Here is a 21,444-nt window from a genome sequence, read left to right as displayed (position 1 = left end):
ACCCGTATCGAGAGCGATCCCCGCGAGAACCGCCACTACCGTGGTAGTGGAGGGACTCCGCCGCTACCCCCGACGCGCGGCGGGGTCCCCCATTTCGTTCGTGGGCCCGTCGCTTTCGCCTGCATGCTCGGAGCTGCCGGAGGATTCGCCCGTATCGTCACGATCGTCCTCACCGGCGTCCACGCTGTCGTTCGAACGAACCGTGTCGGTCGCGACCGCAGAATCCCGAACCTGCTGTCGCGACGGCCGCCAGGGCAGACGCACGGGTGCGTCCGCGGCCCGGTGGAAACCGACACGGTCGTAGATCCACGTCACCAGGGCGCCGACGACGAGACCGAACACGACGCCGACGATCGTCATCGTCACGCCGTGGCCGAGCCCGGCGTCGGGTCGTCCGTCGAAGTAGAGGATGGACCGCACCGCGAGATAGATCTGGTGCATCGGCTCGAAGGTCGACAACCATTCGAACATCCGCGGGGTGGCCTCGATCGGAATGGTGCCACCGGACGACGGCAGGCCGAGCACGATGAACACGATCAGGTTCACCAGCAGGCCCGCCGCGCCGAAAATCGACATCACCGCGAGGGACGTGATGCCCACGGCCGAGATCGCGAGCGCCCCGTACTCCCACAGCAGCAGCGCGCGCGGCGCCGGCATGCCGAGTGCGGTGGCGATCCACACATACAACGCCGAGACGATCAACGACATGACCACCGTGATGCCCCACTTGAGTGCCAGCACCTGCAGGCGCGACATCCGGGTGGTCTCCCGCGCGATGTAGAGGGGGCCGTATTCGGTGGGCACGAAACCGAGGGCGCTGTCGACGACCGCGTTGATGATCGTGGCGCCGGTGAAGCCGGCCAGGATCAGCAGCAGGGTGTAGAAGAAGGCGGACAGGCCGGCGCCCGTCCCGTCGGGCAGCGGCTTGTGCTCGACGGTGAGTGCATCGATCGGCTGGGTCAGGACGAGGCTGGAAGCTCCGGACAATTGCAGGTCGGGTGCCGACTCTGCGAGCGTCGCGGTGACGGTCTCGGTCAGCTGCTGCCCGACCGTGTCGTTCACCTGGGTCAGCGCGCGGTCGCCGATCGTCGTGACGATGCCCGTCGCGAACGCGCCCGTCCGGGGATTCGTGTAGAGGGTGATGATCGGCTTCTCGATGTCACCGGGAACGACCGAGGCCTGCGCGAGGATCGAGATGCGTTTGGTGAAGTCGCTCGGGATGACGATCGCTCCGTACAGGCTGCCGTCGTCGAGGCCCTGGTTGGCGGCCGAGATTCCCATCCGTCGGAGGTCGATCTCCTCGGGATCGATGCCGTCGAGGATGCCCTCGGTGATCTGGTCGCCGAAGTTCTGTCGCTCGTCCGATCCGGGCAGCACATCGCCGACGTCCTGATTGACGATGGCCATCGGGAACTGTCTCAGGTTCTCGCTCGGATCGAGGAGTGCGCCGAGATAGAAGTAGGCCAGGGCACTCATCATCGCTGCGACGACAGCGAAGGGCGCGAGCCAGAAGCGCGGGCTGCGAAGGGTGCCGTGGTGCGGATCGGTGGTCGACTGGGTTGAACTCACCTATCAATTGTGCACACAGATGTGTGCTCTTGGAGGGCTCGAGTGCTCGAATGCACGCGAGGTCGGGTTGCGTGATCTGTCACTCGAAGGCGTCCTCCCCGCCCGAATTGCCGGAAAGCGTCGGAGATCGACAATCTCGGTTTGTCGTATCGGACCCCGCGGTCCGTGTTTCGATGTGGTCGACGGACGGATCCGACAGAATGGGCGGAGGGAACGATGGCGAACGGATTTCGGCGGGTACTGCGAGCGGGAGCGGTCGCCGCAGTGGCAGGAGGGATCGTCCTCGGCGGCGCCGGCATCGCGGCGGCGCAGGACGAGTGGCCGGTCCAGCAACCGAACAGTCCGATCTACGTGTACGACGTGGACCCCGCCAACTGGCTCACGCCGGACGAGCTTGCCTACTGGAATCCGCTGGTGAACGAGCCGCGGCTGACCTCGGCCTTCGGCACGAACACCCGCATCGTATGTCAGGGCTTCCACGGCGTGACGACCGATTGCTGGCAGGCCGACCTCGAAGGCCGTCCACATAAGCTTCAGCGTCTGCCCGCGAACCTTCCGAATGTGACGGGGTCGAGCGCACCCGGCGGAGGCGTCGGGCACTTCGTGTATCCGCTCTTCTGATCCGTACGGGGCGTCAGCGGTCGTCCCGTGAGCTCGGGGTGCCTGTGCTCTCGAGATAGAGGAGAACCGCCCGTACCCGCCGACTACGGTCGGCCTCGCGCGGCAGGTCGAGCTTCACGAAGATCGAATTGACGTGCTTCTCGACGGCGCTGACCGACATGGTCAGACGATCGGCGATGCCGGTGTTCGTCAGCCCCTGGGCGAGGGCCTCGAGCACCTCGCGTTCGCGTTCGGTGAGGGTGGCGACAGGGTCGGTGCGGCGGGTGCTCGCGAACAGTTGCCGCACCACCTCGGGATCGAAGGCCGTCCCGCCCGCGGCCACACGTTCCAGGTCGGTGAGGAACGCCCCCACGTCCGACACGCGATCCTTGAGCAGATAGCCCACGCCACCCCAGCCGTTCGTGAGCAGGCTGGTCGCGTTCCGGTGCTCGACGTACTGCGACAGCACGAGCACAGCGACCTGCGGGTGCTCCTCCTTGATGCACCGCGCCGCGTCGATGCCCTCCGTCGAGTAGGTCGGTGGCATACGCACGTCGAGCAACACGAGGTCGGGCACCTCGCGCTCGACGACGTGACGCAGCTCGACGGCGTTGCCCACACCGGCAACCACCTCGTGGCCTTCGTCCGCGAGCAACCGGGACAGGCCCTCGCGAAGAAGGGTCGAATCCTCGGCTATCACGATGCGCACGGGATCCTCGCTTCCACGACGGTCGGCCCTCCGCGGGGGCTGTGTACGGAGAACTGCCCGTCCAGCGCGGCGACACGGCGCGCGAGACCTGTCAGCCCGGAGCCCGTCATCTCGGCCCCGCCACATCCGTCGTCGACGACCGTGACCGTGACGACGTGACCGTCCGCCGCGACGGTCACCGACACGTTGTCGGCGCCGGAGTGCTTCGTCGAGTTCGTGACCCCTTCCGCGGCAACGTAGTACGCGGCTGCCGCGACATCGTGTGGTGGTTCCGGGTCGATCGACAGATCCAGGTCGACGGGGAGGAAGGTGTGCGCGGACAACCCTTCCAGCGCCGCGGCGATTCCGTGCTTGTCGAGCGCGGCCGGGTATATCCGCCACGCCACGTCGCGCAGTTCGGTGAGCAACGCCTGCGCCTGGGCGACGGCGTTGTCGAGGTCGGCGACGAGGTTCCCGCCGCCGCGTTCGGCGGTGCGACGCGCGCGACCGACGTCGAGTGCGAGCGCGACGGCCCGCTGCTGGACGTCGTCGTGCAGGGCGCGTTCGATCCGCCGGCGTTCGTCGTCGATGGCGGTGACGACGTCGGCGCGGGTGCGCTGCAGGTCGCGGAGGCGATGCTGCGTGGCATCGTCGCCGAGCAACCGCAGGGCTGTGCGGACGTCCCACTGGCCCACGATCATCGCCATCCGGACGGAGAGATAGATCATCACGGCGGCGACGAGGAGCGAGACGAGACCGTCGGCGACGGAGATGCGACCGCCTGCCAGCAGGACGAACGCCCAGCCCCCGTAGCCGGTCGCGGAGATCAGGACGAGCAGGACGACGAGGCCGACGAGCGGACCGTAGGCCAGGCGGACGAGGAAATATCCGGTCGGCTCGCGATCCGGAAGATCCCGGACCGCCTCGGCGTCGAACCATCGCACGAGACGAATACGGTCGCGTTCGGCCGCGCGACCCGGTCCGTCGGTGGTACGGCGAGCCGATGCCGCCACACCCGTCACCGCGGTGACGATCCCGAGCAGAAGCCCGACGACGGCGCGGACCGAGGTCCCGAGTGAGCGCCGAAGGTGATCGATCACGGACCGACCCTAACGGGCGCGAATCGATCGGACACGGCGGACGACGAACACCGCCACTGCTGCGACCACCGCGACGATCACGAGTTTCTGCAGCACATCGGCATACGGTTCGACGACTCCCCAGTTCTCACCGAGGAGGTATCCGGCGAGTACGAAGATCGAGTTCCACAGGGCGCTACCGAGGGCGGTCAGGACGACGAACCGACCGACGGGCATGGCCTCCACCCCGGCGGGAACCGAGATCACGCTCCGCACGAGCGGCACCATCCGGCCGAGGAGCACCGACTTCTCGCCGTGCCGGGCGAACCACTCTTCGCCGCGCCGCAGATCGGAGGTGTTCACCAGGGGGAGTCGCTCGACAACGGCATACATCCGCTGACGGCCGAAGGCGCGTCCGGCGAGGTAGAGCAGCAGTGCGCCGACGAGGGAGCCGAGGGTGGTCCACGCGACGGCCGAGACGAGGGAGATCTCCCCGCGGGAGGCCGCGAAGCCGGCGAGGGGAAGGATCACCTCGCTCGGGATCGGCGGGAAGAGGTTCTCCGCGGCGACCGCGACACCGGCACCGGGTGCTCCGAGCATCTCCATCAGCTGTAGCGACAGACCCGCGAGGCCGTGGAGTTCGTCCGTGGGGGACTGCGTGAGGGTGTGTGCGAGGTTCATGTCCGGAACGCTATGAGCGGCGAACGTGCAGGTCGCTGCGGTTTTCCGCCGACTTCGCGGCGTTCGGGGTGTGGTTTTCCGCAGTCCTGCCGAATTCCGGTCTATCCACCGGATAGTAAATGGATGAATTATCCCGGATCTGCGGTACTGTGACCGCATGTCCGGACCCCGCGACCTCGACTACTGGTCCTTCGTCGAACTCGCGCAGGAGCGTCTGAACAGCAAGTTCGGCCAACATCACCGCAGCGCGACCGAAGTTCTGCTCACGCTCAACCGGGCCTCGGACATCGTCACCTACGACCTCGAGGCCGCCGTTCACCGTCCGCGCGGCCGGTCGTGGTCGGCCTATCGGCTCATGTTCGTCATCTGGCTTGCCGGCCCGATCGAGCCGAACGTCGCCGCGCGACTCACCGGGATGAGCCGCGCCGCGGTGTCGAACCTCGCGAAACCGCTGGTCGAAGCGGGAATCTTGGAGAAGACACCGGTCAGCCACGACGCGCGTTCGGTGCAGTTGTCGCTCACCGAGGCGGGGGAGAAGGAGATCCGCGACAGCTTCCGCGCCCAGAACGAGCGCGAGGAGGCCTGGGTGGAGGTGCTCACCCCCACCGAGCAGCAGATTCTCGTGATGCTCCTGAACAAGCTGATCACCAACCGCAGCCAGTTCGACGTGCGCGGACGCAACTGACGCAGCCTCGTGACCTCTCTGTGGTTGCGCTCACGCCCTCCGTTTAGTTAACGTATTTACTACTTCCAGGCGAGCGACCTTCCCTCGCACGCCCGAGATCCGCGAGGAGTCAGATCATGGCGTTCTACCGACAGCTCGGCGTCATCCCGCCGAAGCGTCACACCCAGCACCGTGACGAGAACGGCGACCTGTACTACGAAGAGCTCATGGGCGAGGAGGGCTTCTCGTCCGACTCGGCGCTGCTCTACCACCGGTACATCCCCTCGGCGATCGTCGACGCCACCGAGTGGAAGCTGCCCGATCAGACCACCACGCCGAATCACCCGCTCAAGCCGCGGCACCTGAAGCTGCACGATCTGTTCCCCGAGACGATCTGGGCCGAGACGGATGTCGTGACCGGTCGTCGTCTGGTCCTGGGCAACGCCGACGTGCGCATCTCGTACGTCGTGTCGTCCAAGCCTTCGCCGCTGTACCGCAACGTCGTCGGCGACGAGATGGTCTACGTCGAGTCCGGTGAGGCCACCGTCGAGACGGTCTTCGGCCCGCTCGAGGCGAAGGCCGGCGACTACGTGCTGCTGCCGATGGCCACCACCCACCGCTGGGTGCCCCAGGGCGACGCACCGCTGCGCGCCTACACCATCGAGGCCAACAGTCACATCGTCCCGCCGAAGCGTTACCTGTCGAAGTTCGGGCAGTTCCTCGAGCACGCGCCGTTCTGCGAGCGCGACCTGCACGGCCCGACCGAACTGATGCAGGTCGAGGAGGAGAACGTCGAGGTGCTCGTCAAGCACCGCACCTCGCACGGCGTCGTCGGCACCCGCTACCTGATGCCGCACCACCCCTTCGACGTGGTCGGCTGGGACGGCTGCCTGTACCCCTACACCTTCTCGATCCACGACTACGAGCCGATCACCGGCCGTGTCCACCAGCCGCCGCCGGCGCACCAGGCGTTCGAGGGCAACAACTTCGTCATCTGCAACTTCGTGCCCCGCAAGGTGGACTACCACCCGCTGGCCGTGCCGGTGCCGTACTACCACTCGAATGTCGACTCCGACGAGGTCATGTTTTACTGCGGCGGCGACTACGAGGCCCGCAAGGGATCGGGTATCGGCCAGGGTTCGATCTCGGTGCACCCCGGTGGTCACGCGCACGGCCCGCAGCCGGGCGCCTACGAGCGCAGCATCGGTGTGGAGTTCTTCGACGAACTCGCCGTCATGGTCGATACCTTCCGCCCCCTCGAACTCGGTGAGGGTGCGCTCGCGTGCGAGGACGCCGCCTACGCCGGCAGCTGGAACCGCAATGCAGGAGCGACGAAATGACTTTCGGACCTCTCCTGACGGGACTGTGCGACGACGCGGCGCTGTTCCCTCCGGGCAACGCCCCGCTGCCCGTCGCCGTCCCCGCCCACGCCGGACACCGCTCGTCCGCGCACGCACCCCTCGTCGGAGCGTTCGTCTTCCCGGCCGGTCGCCTCGGTGAACTCGCAGATCACCTCACGCAGCACCCGTATCCCGGCGAGCTGGGCCTGAGCCTGACCGCACCGACCGGCACCGCCGCCGTCCGACCCGCACTCGAGCAGGTCGACGCGATGGACTCGGTGTCCGTGGTGGCGCTCGAGATCGCGGTCCCCGCAGAGCAATCCGTCGACGAACTGTTCGCGGCACTCGCCGAGATCTCCGTGGGCCGCCCGGATGTCGATGTCTTCGTGGAGGTTCCGCGCGACGAGCGCCGCGCCGAGATCCTCGCCCGTATGGTCGGCACGCCCTACGCGGCCAAGTTCCGCACCGGCGGCATCGTCGCGGAGGCGTATCCCGACGAAGCCGAACTCGCCGCAGCTGTCGGCACGGTCGTCACTACGGGTGTGCCGTTCAAGGCGACCGCCGGTCTGCACCACGCGGTGCGCAACACCGACCCGAAGACGGGCTTCGAGCAGCACGGGTTCGTGAACCTGCTGGCCGCAGTGGACGCGGTGCTGTCCGGAGCCGACACCGACGAGGTCGCCTCCGTGCTCGCCGAACGCGACGGGGCAGTGCTCTCCGCCCGCCTCGGCGCCCTCTCCGACGACCGGGCCGCAGAGGTCCGGCGCCGTTTCCTGTCGTACGGCACCTGCAGCATCGCCGAACCGCTCGACGATCTGCTCGGCCTCGGTCTGGCACCCTCGACCGTTTCCCCGATCACCGAAGGAACGAACGCATGACCACCATCGCCATTCCGGAGGGCTCGCTCTTCGGCCTCGACAACCTGCCGTACGGCATCTTCTCCACGGCCGACAGCGAACCCCGCGTCGGTGTCCGCGTCGGAGATTCGGTCCTCGACCTGAGCCGTGTCTTCGAGGACGACATCGTCTTCGCCGAGCCGTCGCTCAACGCGTTCATGGCCCGGGGCCGCGCCCGGTGGGACGAAGTCCGCGCTGCGATCAAGGAACTCGTCGCCGGTGACGTCGCCGACGAGGCCGTCTTCGCCGTCACCGACGTGACGATGCACCTGCCGATCGAGGTGGCCGACTACGTCGACTTCTATGCGTCGGAGAACCACGCGTCGAACCTCGGCCGGTTGTTCCGCCCGCAGAACCCCGACCCGCTGATGCCGAACTGGAAGCACCTGCCCGTCGGCTACCACGGCCGGTCGAGCACCGTCGTGACCTCGGGCGTCGACATCGTGCGGCCGTGTGGGCAGCGCAAGGGCCCCAACGATCCTGGGCCGGTCTTCGGTCCGTCGATCCGCCTCGACATCGAGGCCGAGATGGGCTTCATTGTCGGTGTCGGCTCCCCGATGGGTTCGCGGATCACCCCCGACGAGTTCGCCGACCACTGCTTCGGCGCGGTCATCCTCAACGACTGGTCGGCCCGCGACATCCAGGCGTGGGAGTACGTGCCGCTGGGCCCGAACCTCGGCAAGTCCTTCGCGACGTCGATCTCGCCGTGGGTCGTTCCGCTCGCCGCGCTCGAGGCGGCCCGCATCGACACCCCGGTGCAGGACCCGGAACCGCTGCCGTACCTGAAGGGCACCGAGAAGTGGGGCCTGGACATCGATCTCGAGGTCGAGTGGAACGGGCACGTCGTGTCGCGCCCGCCGTACGCGCAGATGTACTGGTCGCCGGCGCAGATGCTCGCCCACACCTCGGTCAACGGTGCCGCGACTCGCACCGGTGATCTGTTCGGCTCCGGCACCATTTCGGGCCCGGAGAAGGACCAGCGCGGTGCCTTCATCGAACTCACCTGGGGCGGAGCAGAACCCGTGCAGGTCGGCGACGAGACCCGCACTTTCATCGAGGACGGCGACGAGATCGCCATCTCTGCCACCGCGCCCGGCCCGAACGGGACCCGCATCGGCTTCGGTGAGGTCCGCACCCGCATTCTTCCCGCGATCGGGGAATAGAGGAAACAGGTCCGTGCGTCAGCCGGAGCGCCACCGGCCGGGCCGATCGGCGATGCCCGGAACCCACGAGGTTCCGGGTATCGCTGTTTTCCGGGGTCGGTCAGTCGACCGAAAGAATTTCGCCCACAGCGCAATCCAGTACGCGGCACAGGGCGGTGAGGGTCGAGAAGCGGATCGCGCGGGCGCGTCCGTTCTTGAGTACCGACAGGTTCACCACGCTGACGCCGACCTTGTCGGCCAATTCGGTGAGGGTCATGCCCCGATCGGCCAGCAGCTCGTCGAGATGACACCGGACGGCATGCTCGGTTTCCGGAGGCATCAGACGAGTCCTTCGTTGTCGCGCGCCATGCGGCTGCCGATCCGCAGTACCACGCCCACGGCCGAGATCACCATGCAGAAGACGTAGGCGTACCAGAACTCCGGTCCGAGAGGCGCGTTCGAGAGGACCTCGTTCATGTCCACGTCACGGATCAACATGTTGGTGCCCAGCGTGCGGGGAATCATCGGGACGATGATGGTCGCGATCGCCACCATCGACGTGACCCACACGAGCCGGATGACACCCCGGTCGAACAATCGGCCCCGGACGAATCGCACGACGATCCAGCTCAGCAGGGCCAGGGCTGTCAGGTAACCGAACGTCTGTACCGCCTCCCCGGCGCGGAGGAGGCCGACGCTGACGGGTGAGAGGGTGTCGGTCGGAACGTCGATCACCGTGGTCGAGGTGGTCTGGAGGTCGGCGCCGTTCGGGGTGGACAGCACCGGCGCCGCTGCCGCGTCGTCGAACCGGACCCGCGCGGTCACGATGCCGTCGCCGAGGGAGCTCGCGAGGTCGCGGACATAGGTGAAGAGCACGATCAGTGAGGTCAGCGCGAAGACGGTGAGGGACGCCCGCAGATCGGTGCGGTCCTTCTTCGACGTCTCGGTGGGGGAGAGCGTGTCGGGTTCGCCGCCCGGGCCCTGGGGGCGGTCGGTGCCGTGGGTGGAATTCATGGTCGTCTCCGAACTCGCCGGACGGCGGGGCTATCGATTGTCGATATCATCGATAATCGTTATACCTATCGATAAACGATATGTCCAGAGGTGGGGGCGCCCGCCAGTCCTGCTCGGAGCGGATCAGGGTAGGCGACGCTCGATCGCGTCCCGCGCTGCCAGCGCCTTCGCGCCGTAGTCGGCGAAGAGGTCGGGTGTCAGCCGCGAAGCCGGACCGGAGATGCTGAAGCAACCGCGCACGGTGCCACCGCGCCCACGCAGCGCGACGGCGACGGCGGCGATGCCGTCGTGCAGCCCTTGTTCGGTCACGGCATACCCGCGGGCGCGGATCTCGGCGATCTCCTCGCGCAGCGCTGCCGGTTCGGTGACGGTGCGCTCGGTCAGTGATGGGAGTTCGGTCGCGAGGAAGTCTTCGATCCGTTCGTCGGGCAGCGACGCGAGATAGGCCTTGCCGGTCGACGCGGCGTGGAGGGGAAGGCGCGTGCCGAGGGCGAGGAAGGCGCGCAGCTGATGGGCGCTGTCGAGTCGCTCGATCAGGACCAGCTCGTTCCCGTCCGGCACGGCGAGATGGACGGTCTCGCCCGTCTCGGTCTGCAGCCGGTTCAGCTCCGGGAGTGCGACCTCGCGCAGGTCGTCGCCGGACGACATCGCGCTGCCCAGGCTGAATGCGCGGCCGGTGATGACCCACTGCCCGGCGTTCGTCGTCGAGGGGCGCAGCCAGCCGGCTTCGGCGAGGGTCTTGAGGCATCGCTGAACGGTGCTCTTGGGGACGTCGAGTCGCTTGCTCAGGTCCGACAGCCCGACCGGTTGCGTGGTCGCGACCTCCTCGAACACGCGGAGTGCGGTGAGAACGCTGTTCATCGGAACCTTTCGCGCGGTCGTTGACGGCAGGCGGCACGGGCTATAGGTTGAGCCGGACCGCATCGTAGCACGCTGGTCCACAATATGGACCGTGCACCGCGCGACACCGTCCGGCAGGACGTCGAGAAGGGACCACCACCGATGACCACCACCACGCCCGTGCCGTTGCTGACCTCGCTCACCGAGTCCGGAGCAGGCAGTGACGACCGCAGCGCTGTCCGCGTCGGAGACGTCTCGCTCACCCGATCCGAACTGATCGCGGCTGCCGCCGCGGTGGCCGACGAGGTCGCAGGCTCCTCGCGGGTCGCTGTCGACGCCACCGCGAGCATCGAGACGGTGATCGCCACGACCGGATGCCTCATGGCCGGTGTGGCCGCCGTGCCGGTGCCGCCGGATTCCGGTCCGGCCGAACGCGCGCACATCCTGAAGGACTCGGGTGCGCAGGTGTGGCTCGGCACTGCCCCCGAGGACGTCACCCTGCCCGCGATCCCGGTCGACGCGAACGCGCGCTCGTCGTCCTCGCACGCCGAGGCGGACCCGGGCAGCGCCGCAATGATCATGTACACCTCCGGAACCACCGGTGCCCCCAAGGGAGTCGTGCTCTCGCGGTCCGCCGTGGCGGCCGGCCTCGACGGCCTCGCCGAGGCGTGGAACTGGACGTCCGACGACACTCTCGTCCACGGACTTCCGCTGTTCCACGTCCACGGACTCATCCTCGGCGTCGTCGGTGCGCTCCGGCAGGGCTCGTCGCTCGTGCACACGGTGCGACCGAAGCCCGAAGCCTATGCAGCGGCGGGTGGTTCGCTCTACTTCGGTGTTCCCACCGTGTGGTCGCGGGTCGCCGCCGACGAATCGTCCGCTCGCGCACTGTCGTCCGCACGACTCCTGGTCTCGGGCAGCGCACCCCTGCCCGTGCCGGTCTTCGAGCGCATGCTCGCCCTCACCGGCTCCGCGCCGATCGAGCGGTACGGAATGAGCGAAACGATCATCACGATCAGCACCCGCCACGACGGTGAGCGTCGGCCCGGCTGGGTGGGTCTGCCGATCGACGGGGTCTCCACCCGACTGCGCGACCAGGCCGGCAACCTCGTGCCGCACGACGGCGAAACCCTCGGCCAGTTGGAGGTGTCCGGCGCGACCCTGTTCGACGGCTACCTGAACAACCCCGAGAAGACCGCCGAGTCGATGACCGAGGACGGCTGGTTCAAGACCGGCGACATCGCCGTGATCGACGACCAGGGTTTCCACCGCATCGTCGGCCGCGAATCGGTCGACATGATCAAGTCCGGCGGCTACCGGATCGGCGCCGGCGAGGTGGAGCACGCGCTGCTGAACCATCCCGGCGTGCAGGAGGCCGCGGTGGTGGGTGTGCCGGACGACGATCTCGGACAGCGGATCGTCGCCTACGTCGTCGGGGATCTCCGTGATCCGGGCGAACTCTCGGACTTCGTCGCGCAGACCCTGTCGATCCACAAGCGCCCCCGCGAGATCCGTACCGCCGACGCTCTTCCGCGCAACGCCATGGGCAAGGTGCAGAAGAAGCTTCTCGTCGAGGACTACCTCGCCGGGAAGTGACCCGGTCTACCCGATCCGGACTTCGTCGCCGACGGTGATGTCGCCGGGAGTCGGGACGGTCGCGTAGACACCGATGCACGGCATCGGCTTGCCCTCCGGCACATTGGGCACCTGATGCGCGGTCATCACCTCACGCAGCATGTCGCGCCGCGCGGGAACCTCCTGATGGGGGAGCGTCACCATGACGCACCGCGCGGTGCGCTTGTGCGGTTCGAGGACTGCCGAGCCCACCGACACCCGTCGGCCGATCCATTCGTCCTCCACGAAACCGGTCGTGTCCGGAGTGTCGACGACCAACTGCGGCCGGAACCGCCGCAACGCGACATCGGTGGGGTCGCCGGTGCCGAGCGCTTCGACCGCGGAGCGGGAGACGAGATGCACCGGCGCCTCGTCGTAGGTGCGGTCGCGCGGTTCGAGCCGCACGTCGTGACCGAGCAGCTTCGACAGCAGGTCGTCGACCTCGGGATCGTCGCCGCGCACCACCGTGCCGTCGGCGAGCGTGAGTTCGAGTGCCGCCGGATCGCGGGGGTCGTCGTCGTTCAGAAGTCTTGCGGAGCAGGTCAACAGCAGTCCGTAGCGTCGGAAACGCTTCGCACTCGCGATGTTTCCGGTTTCGGCGTCGACCAGCGCCCACAGGTGGTCGCCGCGCACACCGTCCGCTTCGATCGCTGCGGCGTCGATCCGTTCTCCTCCGAACGATTTCACCGGATAACGCCACACCTGATCGATACGCACGACTCGTGAGCATACGGGGAACTGGGGAGAATGTTACGTGCGATTCCAACTCGCGGACGAAAACACCCGAGTCTCCGCCATGTTCTTCAACGGCGCATTGCAGATGACCTCACCACTGTTGGAACCGATGAGCGAATCCACCGCACCACTGCTCGCGATCTACCCCAATCGCAGAAACATGAGGTGGACACGTGGATGCTGCGCCGTGCCGCGGTCGATGCACGCCGCCGACTCCCGAAGCTGGATGACCCGAATCCCTCGACCTTGCTGGCTCAACGGAAGCTGCCGTCGCGGCTGACCGCGCTACGCGCTGTCCATGTCCCCGCATCCAAACAGCACGCAGAAAAGGGACGGGACCGACAGGCCTATGACGAACTCCTGCGGTCGCAGCTTGCCCTCGGAGTGCTTCGAAACGCACAAGCCGCAGAAGTCGGCATCGCCCACAAGCCCACCGGGCGACTGCTCGATGCATGGTTGGCCGGCCTGCCGTACACCCACAGGTGCACAGCTGCGGGTGATAGCCGATATCCACACCGACATGACCGCCTCCGGCCGACGAATCGGTTGCTGCAGGGAGACGTCGGCGCCGGAAAGGCCCCCGTCCTGGCAGCCACTGCGTTTGCGTTACTGGTAATCGAAGGCGGCTTTCAGGCGGTCCTCATGGCCCCGACCGATATTCTCGCTCGGCGCAACACTTCGAAGAGATCGCCGAAGCATTACGGCCTCTCGGCGTGACCGTCGACCTGCTGGTGTCCCGGACCTGCCTCTCCCCCGATCGACGCCGGTCGAGTTCGAAACCATCATGACCACACCAGTCGCACAGGCTGCGTGACCGAAACTGTCGCCGAATCGTGCAGCAGTCCCCAACGTCCCACACGCATGTTGCGGTCTGGCTGTGGCTCCTTCGACCGGGCTGCGGTGACGAATATTCAACTCCGTTTCTGGAGTGATCGAGTCCTGGCAGGCCGCTCACCCCTCGAAGCTGCTCGCCCTGTGCCCCGGAGTTCTTCGATTCCGGGGCACGGCGACTCGAGGAGCGAACGCTGTGCATCACTATGGGCTGATCGACCGTCTGCTCGAGTCGGCGAGGGGGATCATTGCGGAGGCGATCACCCTGGTCGACAGTCCTATCGAGGTAGGGATCGATCTTCGCTGGCCGACTACGAGAAGGTGTTGGCGACGCCGTCCCCGGTCCAGGGTGTCGTGGTTTCTCGCTGGAGGGGGCCCGTGGTTGCTGGGACGCGTTGTGCAGAGTCCTTGTGGCTGCCGGGATGGTGCTACATCGACAGGATTCGTCAGGGTGTAGCTGCCCGGCCGAGTTCGCTAGCATGTATTTGCGGGCGTAAATGATCGCAAATCAGGAGGTCGTGGTGAGTGAAGCAACGACGGAGAGTCGCTATCTGCGAGGCGACCTCAATTTCGAAGATGCCTTGCGTGAAGTGACCGGAGTCGACATCGGCCGTGATCAACTCGTGCAGATCCTCAAGAGTCTCCATACGGCGAATCCAGCCGGGCCCGCACTGTCCGAGCACGACGCACGCGTGCTCACCGATGCCGGATTCACCGCGAGTCCCGCCGCTGCCACGGCTGCGCGAGTCGATCGCGATATTCGGATGGCCAACCTCGTCGCGACCTCGTTGTCCATTGCAGACGCTGCAGTCCGCCTCGGCGTCACGCCGGCTCGCATCAGGCAACGAATCGCCGACGGCACCCTGTGGGCATTCGACTCCGGTCGTAACCGCTTGTTGCCTCCGGCGCAGTTCACCGACAGCGGGGCCGTGCCTCACCTCGACAAAGTCATGCCCCACATCCCGAAGGACCTGCACCCGCTGACGGTGCAGACATTGCTCACGCAGCCGCAGTCGTCATTGGTCGTCGATGGCCGGCCGGTCTCGATCGTCGCGTGGTTGACCGGCAGCGCAGGCACACCTGAAGAGATCGAGATTGTGGTCGACGTGCTTGCCGCCGTCGAGTGGGAATCGGCGTAGATGGGGGCGATGCTTCCGACACCGCCCTCCATCGCGCAGCTTCGTGCGGCAGGTCTGCTGCCGAAGGAAGTACTCGAGTGGCAGCCGAGCGAGATCATGTGGCGCGTGCACCGTACGACCGGTTCACATGTTCTCCCGTGGAATGCGTTGCGTGAGTTCGGGCCGATCCTGCGGTTCGATCAGCATCCGCTCCCGCGTGGGGATCATCCCGGCTACGGCGTGTGGTACGGCGCGTCCAGCCCCCGAGGTGCATTGGCGGAAGCGTTTCGATCGGCGCGGGTGATCGATCGCCATCGCGGTGACCCTTATCTGACCGGTGTGCGCTTCACCCGCGTGCTGCGGTTGCTCGACGTGTCCGGTGTCGGTGGAGGTGCATGGGCCACTCGGGTGGGAGGCAACGATGCTCTCGATTCCGCGCCGCACCGTCTTTCGCAGCATTGGGCCCGCACGATCCATCGCGCTCACACCGGACTCGACGGGGTCATCTATCGTGGCCGGTTCGCCGGCAGCACATCCGTGGCGGTCGTCGAACGTGCTGCCGATGCGTTTCCGCAGCGTCCTGTGCTGTCGCTTCCCTTGTCGCATCCTGGTCTGGCTGATGCCGTTGATACCGCGGCGCACGAACTCGGCTATGTCGTTATCTGATCCGGTTGCGAGACATGGCCATCACCGACACGCCTGCTGAACGCGGGGAGACTGCCGATGACGAGTGGCGTGCCGGCTGTAGAGGGAGGCGGACTGGTCTCGGTTCCGATGTTGAGCGGTCGGCGATCGACCACCCCACCACTCGACGCGAACAGATGTCGATCACCGTCGCCAGATCTCCTGCGCGAAATAGGCAGCTGCCCGGCGCAGAATCTCATGTTCGAGCTGCCATTCCTTCTCCGAGTTGCGCAGCCGGGCGTTCTCTGCCCGCAGGCGCCAACTCGTCCGCCGCAGTCTCACTGCCGCCGCCCGATGCGGCCGCTGAGCCCCGGTCCGAGGCCACCGCGGCGTAGGTGCGGGTGCCGCCGCCCGCGCGATACAACGCGATGGCGTCCCGGCGGAACTCCTCCGTGTACTGAGACTGACGTCCCATGTGAACATCCCTCCTGGTTCTTCTACGAACCACTGTCAGGGTGTCCACTCCCAGGGGGCAGCCTCAGTCGCACGCGGCCTCAACGTGCCCATCGACGAAGGACTCGCTGTCGAGGCTGCATGGTTCGCAACCGCCATTCCCACCGCGAGCGTGAGGAAAGGGCTCAACGGATTCCTCGGCCGACGGACAGTAGCCCCGATGTAAGTACGCGTTTCGGGTAGGGGACGTCGAACACTCGCACACGGGCGCATTCCGTGCGAAGTGCGGCGGGTCACCTTCCCCGTGGTCGGGAAGGTGGCTCCAACCGGGCGCGGGGCTTCTCCAGTCCTGATCCGTTGAGAGTTCGATGCCCTGCACGAGCCGATCATCACGAACTGAGGTGGTGAAGTGGAAGGTTCGGTATTCAGCGACACTGATGGAGCATCGCTGCCAACTCGCGTGTTGCGGCCGCTTCGGTCTCTGCGCCCCACGCGCTCAGAGCATCGGCTGAGACCATCAGAGATGTGGACGAATCAGCGGGGATGCCGTCGCCGAGCGGTAGTCCGATTTCCTGGCGGAGTTCATGCATAAGGACAGTGGGCTTCATGAGACTTTCTTTGTTCGGTTGATTGGAGCGGGGATGCAGTAGGTGTTCACGGCGTCGTTGTCTCGATCCACTCTTCGTAGAATGGCGGCATGGCTGAGGCCTTGTCGTGGAACTCGGGTGGGCGTTTGTCGCGGAATGCCTGCACTCCCTCGGCGCCGTCGCCGATGCTGGTGTAGAACATGGCCAGCGAATCGACGCGGTGGGCATCTGCGGGGTGAGCAGCGGCCGCGTTTCGCAGCAGCATCTGGCGCATCAGGGCCACCGAGACCGGTGAGCGGTCGCGGGTCCAGGCATTCGCCAACGCGCGCGCTTCGCTGAGCAACATCTCGGGTTCATGGAGCGCCTGCGCCAACCCGTCGATGTATGCGACCTCGGCGTTGAGGATCTCTGCCCTATAGACCAGATTCAGCGCAGTGGGCATGCCGACGAGCCGAGGAAGGAACCATGTCGAGCACGCTTCGGGCACTATTCCGAGTTTGCCGAACACCAGGCCGAACCGCGCTCGGGTCGACATCAGGCGCGCGTCCATCGCCAGCGTCATGGTTGCACCGATTCCGACGGCCGCGCCGTTGATTGCGGCGATCACCGGTTTACGGCAGGCATGGATTGCGAGGGTGACGCGGCCGCCTGTGTCGCGGATCCGGCGCAATTCGGGGTCGTCGAGATTCTTCATGTCGGCAAGAGTGGGGCGTTTCGACTCGTCGAGCCCGAACACATTCCCTTCACTCGACAGGTCCATGCCGGCGCAGAAAGCGCGCCCTGCTCCGGTGACGATCACGGCCCGGACCGTGTCGTCGTCGTTCACCGACACGAAGGTGTGCTCGAGTTCGTCGGCCATCTCGACGGTGAACGCATTGAGACGGTCGGGGCGGTTGAGGACCACGGTGAGGATGCCGTCCTCGACTTCGTGGCGAAGGGTGGTGTATTCCATGACTTCTCCCGTCTGCCTGTCAGGCGAGGTCGGCGGCAATCCTGCGGATGGCGGCTTCGGCATCGCTCACGATGTCCGAGATGATCGTCTTGCAGGGAAGCACGGCATCGATGAGACCTTGGGATTGACCTGCCCACCACATGCCGTCTTCCATGTTCCCCTTCTCCAGCACTTCCGTTCGGCCGCGTACCCCGGAGGCGAGGTGTGCGACGTCGGAGAACGTGGCGTCAGGGCGGGCGGAGAGGGCTGCGATCGTCTCGGAGATGGAGTTGCGGGCCACACGTGCGGTATTACGGAACTCTCGGAACACGAGGATGGTCTGGCGTTCGTCGTTGGCAACGATCTGGGCCTTGACGTTCGGATGCACGGGAGCTTCGTCGCTGGCCACGAACCGGGTGCCCATGTTGATTGCGGATGCGCCGAGGGCCAGTGCTGCGGCCAATCCGTCGCCGGTGGCGAATCCGCCACTGGCGATGATCGGGATGTCGAGCACGCGCGCTGCGGCGGGGATGAGGATCAGGCCGGGGATGTCCTCGTTGCCGGGATGGCCGGCGCACTCGAACCCGTCGATACTGACGGCGTCGACACCCATGGACTGTGCTTTGATCGCGTGCCGGACCGCTACCGCTTTGTGGATGACCTTGATCCCGGCGGCTTTGAACGCCGCCACATGTTCTTGGGGGTTGCTGCCGGCGGTTTCCACGATGGTGATACCGCTGTCGATGATCGCGGCCCGGTAGTCGTCGTACGGCACGGGAGTGACGGTGGGCAGCAGGGTGAGATTGACACCGAACGGCTTATCGGTCATTTCCCGGCACCGGGCGATCTCAGCGACGAGAGCTTCGGGGGTGGGTTGCGTCAGCGCGGTGAGAAAACCCAAACCCCCGGCATTGGCCACCGCGGAGATCAGCTCCGCGGTGCCGACCCCGGTCATGCCACCGCACACCACCGGGTGCTCGATCCCGAAAGTGTCGGTGAAACGTGTGCGCAGCACGATCACGGCCTCCCTGCGTGCGGAACGTCGACTCTCGTCGAGAGGACCTTGGCTTCACGCGCAGCGCTGCGCTTGGCTTCGTCGAAATCCGGTGCGACCGAGAGAAATAGTGTGCGACCGTCATCGCCACCGAGCGCGACCGCGAACACTCCCAGCGGAGCCGTACTCACCTCGTCCAGGATGGTTCCGCCTTCGGCCAGGCGTACGGCACGTTGGTTGACGCAGTCGGCAATCCAGATGGCACCTTCAGCGTCGAGGGCCTGACCATCAGGTGCAATCGTGCACGCTGCAAGCCGCTTCTCCACGCTCGGCTCGTCGCCGAGATCGCCGAACGAGGCGAAGTCCTGACGGGGGCCGAGTGTGCCGTCCGGTTCGATATCGAATCGGGAGACGCGGTTGCCGAACAGTTCGTTGACGTACAGCGTTCTTCCGTCCGGGGAGATGCACATGCCGTTCGGGAAGGACAATCCTTCGGCTGCGACTCGGGAAGTGCCGTCGGTGTCGACGAGGACGACAACGCCGTGCTCGTGGTCGGCTCCTCCCATGAGATCGAATCCGAACTCGCCGACGTATGCCTGCCCGTTCGCGGCGACCACCATGTCGTTGGCGTGACCGTGGCAGTGTTCGGAGATGTCGGCGTGCTCGACGAGTGAGCCGTCGGGTTCGCGGCGCAGGACTTTGCGGTCTTTCATCGAGACGACGAGCATGCGCCCGTCGGGAAGCCATCCGAGTCCGGACGGCTGGTGTTCGACGGTGCAGACCTGTTCGATGGATCCGTCGGCGTTCACGGCATTGACCGAGTGGGTGTAGAAATCCACGAACCACAGTCGGCCCTCGTGCCACCGAGGTCCCTCGGTGTAGGTGAATCCTGTTGCGACTTCCGTCATTGGACGACTTGTCATGGGAGTACCTTTCTTCCGGCGCTCGTTGCCCGCTGGGCTCGGCCGGTGTCGGCCGGGCGCCTATGCGGGTGAGGTGGCTCCAGTCTCGGGATCCTCACGGCGGTCGAGGTGTCCCACAACGCAACAGTGCGGACGAGTTCATCGGGCGCTGTCGCAAATTCGGACGGTTCGGTGCCAGGGTTGGTGTGCAGGCTGGTCGTACCCTCGCTCACCTGATCCGGAGGAATGCGCCATGCTCACCACGATGATGGATCGTCCACTGCTGATCAGCTCGCTGCTGTGGCGTGCTGAGAACGTCTTCGCCGACCGGGTCGGCGTCTCGTGCGACGCAACCCGCGGAGACCGAGAGTTCACCTACCGTGATCTCGGCGCGACCGCACGCCGGTTTGCTGGCTCCTTCGAGAACTTGGGCATCGGGTTCGGAACCAGGGTTGCCACGTTGGCCTGGAACACCTTCGAGCATCTTGTCGCCTACTACGCAGTTCCTGCGTGCGGGGCAGTGCTGCACACGGTCAACCATCGGATGTCACCCGAGCACATCGCCTACACAATGGACAAGGCCGAGGACGAGGTTGTGCTGATCGACGCTGATCTGTTGTCCGTTCTCTTCGAGATTCTCCCGCGCCTCCCGCGGATCCGGCATGTGGTGGTCATCGGTGATCTCGAGCAGGCCGAGTGTTCGGTACCTGCAGAGGTGACCTGGTGGTCGTTCGACGGATTGTTGCTCGATGCCGTGCCGATCGAGGAATTCCCGGAGTTCGACGAGACGACCGCATCGTCGATTTGTTTCACCTCGGGTACCACCGGGCTGCCCAAGGGGGTCGTGTACAGCCATCGAAGTACGGTGCTGCACGCGATGGCGATCAGTGCTTCCGGGGGCGTCGCGATCGACGGTCGGCACTCGTACCTCCTTGCCACGCAGATGTCCCACGTACACAGTTGGGGTGTTCCGTACGCGGGGGTGCTGCAGGGCGCACGTCTCGTCCTCCCCGGGCCGCACCCCTCGCCCGCGGAGTTGCTGCGCATCATCACAGATCAGACACCCGATGTCTTCGTCGGCGCCCCGGCCGTGGCGGCGCTCATGCGTGCACAGTTCGATGCCGATCCCGAGCGTTACGACCTCGGAAGTGTGCAGACCATGTGGTTGGGCGGGCAGGTGCTGCCACCAGTGCTGGTGAGGTGGTGGGCGGAGCGGGGAGTGGCGACCGTCAACGGGTGGGGGATGACCGAAACCTCCCCTATGGGAACTTTCAGCAACTCGGCCGATTGCCAAGGCAGACCCTTGCCGTTGTTCCAGGTGCGTGTCGTCGACGAAGAGGGTCGGGAACTGCCGTGGAATGGCTTCACCACCGGCGAGCTGGAGGTTCGTTCGCCGTGGGTGACCGGGACGTACCTCGACGACGACCGCGCCGCCGAGGCGTTCGACGCCGGCTGGCTGCGCAGCGGCGACGTCGCGGTGATCCACCCGGACGGCCGGCTGGAGATCCGCGACCGGGTCAAAGACCTCATCAAGAGCGGAGGAGAATGGATCTCTTCCGTCGAGGTCGAGAACCAGCTGCTCCTGCATCCGGCGGTGGTGGAAGCCGCTGTCATCGCGGTGCCGCACGAAACCTGGCAAGAGCGCCCCGTGGCGTGGGTTCGGACAACGGCGGAGGTCTCCGATGATCAGCTTCGGGCCCACTTGGCGGTCACCCTGCCGAAGTTCTGGCACCCCGACACGTTCGTGCGGGTAGACGAGGTCCCCAAGACGTCAGTGGGCAAATTGGACAAGGTGCGCATACGCCGGATGTGGGCTCAGAAGTCTGCGGTGTAGCGTTCTGGGACACCCATGGCTCATGTGACCTCTATTACATAATGTTCGTACTGATCGTGAGGTGTTGGAGGTGGTGACGACGTGACCGAGCGGCTTCGCATGCACGTAGACGATCGCAGTTCCGACAGGTACGACTCCGACAGGTATGACAGTGCTTCGCCACGAGTGCGGCCGGAGATCGAGCAGTCCTGGCGCCGCTGCCGTGCCATCGGGGCGGCTTCGGACGGTTCTCGTCTGCGCTACATCGATACCCCCACAGACTCGAAGCTTGTGCGTGCGGCGCGGCCGGTCCTGGATCGGTTGGCCGA

21 protein-coding genes and 1 pseudogene are annotated in these 21,444 nt (G+C 66.1%); 10 read left to right on the top strand and 12 right to left on the bottom strand.

Going from position 1 to position 21,444, the window contains the following annotated elements; all coding sequences use genetic code 11:
• Window positions 1–63: 63 nt before the first annotated feature.
• Entirely contained in the window at window positions 64–1,569 is a 1,506-nt protein-coding gene (locus QR64_RS01510; protein ID WP_006554660.1) for a YhgE/Pip domain-containing protein, read from the bottom strand.
• Window positions 1,570–1,785: 216 nt separating this feature from the next.
• Between QR64_RS01510 and QR64_RS01505 the strand changes: the two genes are divergently transcribed.
• Window positions 1,786–2,190: a hypothetical protein gene (locus tag QR64_RS01505; protein WP_039583720.1), complete on the top strand. Its 405-nt coding sequence runs from the start codon at window positions 1,786–1,788 to the stop codon at window positions 2,188–2,190.
• Between the two features lie 13 nt (window positions 2,191–2,203).
• On the opposite strand, the gene QR64_RS01500 is transcribed toward QR64_RS01505, so the two are convergent.
• From QR64_RS01500 to QR64_RS01490, 3 genes are read right to left on the bottom strand one after another with little or no spacing between them, the layout of a single operon-like run.
• Complete coding sequence (locus tag QR64_RS01500; RefSeq protein WP_039583719.1) at window positions 2,204–2,878, bottom strand: response regulator transcription factor; 675 nt, start codon at window positions 2,876–2,878, stop codon at window positions 2,204–2,206.
• Entirely contained in the window at window positions 2,866–3,957 is a 1,092-nt protein-coding gene (locus tag QR64_RS01495) for a sensor histidine kinase (RefSeq protein ID WP_039583718.1), read from the bottom strand. The genes QR64_RS01500 and QR64_RS01495 overlap by 13 nt, the downstream gene beginning before the upstream one ends.
• A gap of 9 nt (window positions 3,958–3,966) precedes the next feature.
• On the bottom strand, window positions 3,967–4,617 hold the full coding sequence (locus QR64_RS01490) for a DedA family protein (protein WP_006554664.1): 651 nt from the start codon (window positions 4,615–4,617) through the stop codon (window positions 3,967–3,969).
• 157 nt (window positions 4,618–4,774) lie between these two features.
• Here QR64_RS01490 and QR64_RS01485 point away from each other — a divergent pair, with 157 nt between their 5' ends.
• From QR64_RS01485 to fahA, 4 genes are all read left to right on the top strand, one after another.
• Window positions 4,775–5,302: a MarR family winged helix-turn-helix transcriptional regulator gene (locus QR64_RS01485; RefSeq protein WP_039583716.1), complete on the top strand. Its 528-nt coding sequence runs from the start codon at window positions 4,775–4,777 to the stop codon at window positions 5,300–5,302.
• A 116-nt stretch (window positions 5,303–5,418) separates the two neighbouring features.
• Complete coding sequence (locus QR64_RS01480; RefSeq protein WP_039583714.1) at window positions 5,419–6,621, top strand: homogentisate 1,2-dioxygenase; 1,203 nt, start codon at window positions 5,419–5,421, stop codon at window positions 6,619–6,621.
• Window positions 6,618–7,499, top strand: a complete 882-nt coding sequence (locus QR64_RS01475) for a hypothetical protein (RefSeq protein ID WP_039583712.1) — start codon at window positions 6,618–6,620, stop codon at window positions 7,497–7,499. The genes QR64_RS01480 and QR64_RS01475 overlap by 4 nt, the downstream gene beginning before the upstream one ends.
• Complete coding sequence (fahA, locus tag QR64_RS01470) at window positions 7,496–8,680, top strand: fumarylacetoacetase (protein WP_039583711.1); 1,185 nt, start codon at window positions 7,496–7,498, stop codon at window positions 8,678–8,680. Before QR64_RS01475 ends, fahA begins: the two co-directional genes overlap by 4 nt.
• A gap of 100 nt (window positions 8,681–8,780) precedes the next feature.
• Here fahA and QR64_RS01465 read toward each other — a convergent pair whose 3' ends face one another.
• The 3 genes from QR64_RS01465 to QR64_RS01455 form a co-directional block, all read right to left on the bottom strand.
• Window positions 8,781–8,999 (bottom strand): helix-turn-helix domain-containing protein, encoded by a 219-nt coding sequence (locus tag QR64_RS01465; protein WP_039583709.1) that lies wholly within the window; start codon window positions 8,997–8,999, stop codon window positions 8,781–8,783.
• On the bottom strand, window positions 8,999–9,673 hold the full coding sequence (locus QR64_RS01460) for a hypothetical protein (RefSeq protein ID WP_039583707.1): 675 nt from the start codon (window positions 9,671–9,673) through the stop codon (window positions 8,999–9,001). Before QR64_RS01460 ends, QR64_RS01465 begins: the two co-directional genes overlap by 1 nt.
• 123 nt (window positions 9,674–9,796) lie before the next feature.
• Window positions 9,797–10,534 (bottom strand): IclR family transcriptional regulator, encoded by a 738-nt coding sequence (locus QR64_RS01455; RefSeq protein WP_039583705.1) that lies wholly within the window; start codon window positions 10,532–10,534, stop codon window positions 9,797–9,799.
• Window positions 10,535–10,675: 141 nt separating this feature from the next.
• Between QR64_RS01455 and QR64_RS01450 the strand changes: the two genes are divergently transcribed.
• Window positions 10,676–12,109: an acyl-CoA synthetase gene (locus QR64_RS01450; RefSeq protein WP_200886448.1), complete on the top strand. Its 1,434-nt coding sequence runs from the start codon at window positions 10,676–10,678 to the stop codon at window positions 12,107–12,109.
• A 6-nt stretch (window positions 12,110–12,115) separates the two neighbouring features.
• Here QR64_RS01450 and QR64_RS01445 read toward each other — a convergent pair whose 3' ends face one another.
• On the bottom strand, window positions 12,116–12,844 hold the full coding sequence (locus QR64_RS01445) for an MOSC domain-containing protein (RefSeq protein WP_006554673.1): 729 nt from the start codon (window positions 12,842–12,844) through the stop codon (window positions 12,116–12,118).
• Window positions 12,845–14,214: 1,370 nt separating this feature from the next.
• Here QR64_RS01445 and QR64_RS01440 point away from each other — a divergent pair.
• Both QR64_RS01440 and QR64_RS01435 read left to right on the top strand, forming a co-directional pair.
• Window positions 14,215–14,832: a hypothetical protein gene (locus QR64_RS01440; RefSeq protein ID WP_230826474.1), complete on the top strand. Its 618-nt coding sequence runs from the start codon at window positions 14,215–14,217 to the stop codon at window positions 14,830–14,832.
• Window positions 14,833–14,841: 9 nt separating this feature from the next.
• Window positions 14,842–15,477, top strand: a complete 636-nt coding sequence (locus tag QR64_RS01435) for an RES family NAD+ phosphorylase (RefSeq protein ID WP_006554675.1) — start codon at window positions 14,842–14,844, stop codon at window positions 15,475–15,477.
• A gap of 217 nt (window positions 15,478–15,694) precedes the next feature.
• Here the strand turns inward: QR64_RS01435 and QR64_RS26385 are convergent.
• The 4 genes and pseudogenes from QR64_RS26385 to QR64_RS01420 form a co-directional block, all read right to left on the bottom strand.
• Window positions 15,695–15,910, bottom strand: a pseudogene (locus QR64_RS26385) (IS3 family transposase); the annotation flags it as partial.
• A 632-nt stretch (window positions 15,911–16,542) separates the two neighbouring features.
• Complete coding sequence (locus QR64_RS01430; protein ID WP_039583701.1) at window positions 16,543–17,427, bottom strand: crotonase/enoyl-CoA hydratase family protein; 885 nt, start codon at window positions 17,425–17,427, stop codon at window positions 16,543–16,545.
• A gap of 19 nt (window positions 17,428–17,446) precedes the next feature.
• Window positions 17,447–18,421: an NAD(P)H-dependent flavin oxidoreductase gene (locus QR64_RS01425; protein ID WP_170318582.1), complete on the bottom strand. Its 975-nt coding sequence runs from the start codon at window positions 18,419–18,421 to the stop codon at window positions 17,447–17,449.
• Window positions 18,422–18,423: 2 nt separating this feature from the next.
• Window positions 18,424–19,323 carry an SMP-30/gluconolactonase/LRE family protein gene (locus tag QR64_RS01420; protein WP_039583700.1) on the bottom strand — a complete coding sequence of 300 codons (900 nt, stop codon included), beginning with the start codon at window positions 19,321–19,323 and terminating at the stop codon, window positions 18,424–18,426.
• Window positions 19,324–19,555: 232 nt separating this feature from the next.
• Between QR64_RS01420 and QR64_RS01415 the strand changes: the two genes are divergently transcribed.
• Window positions 19,556–21,136 carry a long-chain-fatty-acid--CoA ligase gene (locus tag QR64_RS01415; RefSeq protein WP_006554680.1) on the top strand — a complete coding sequence of 527 codons (1,581 nt, stop codon included), beginning with the start codon at window positions 19,556–19,558 and terminating at the stop codon, window positions 21,134–21,136.
• Between the two features lie 81 nt (window positions 21,137–21,217).
• A partial coding sequence (locus QR64_RS27430) for a hypothetical protein (protein WP_039583699.1) occupies window positions 21,218–21,444 on the top strand: 227 nt, incomplete at its 3' end.

The organism is Rhodococcus sp. Chr-9 (assembly GCF_000801125.1).
GTDB classification, from domain to species: Bacteria; Actinomycetota; Actinomycetes; order Mycobacteriales; family Mycobacteriaceae; genus Rhodococcus; species Rhodococcus pyridinivorans.
This window is presented reverse-complemented; position numbering and strand designations above follow the sequence as displayed.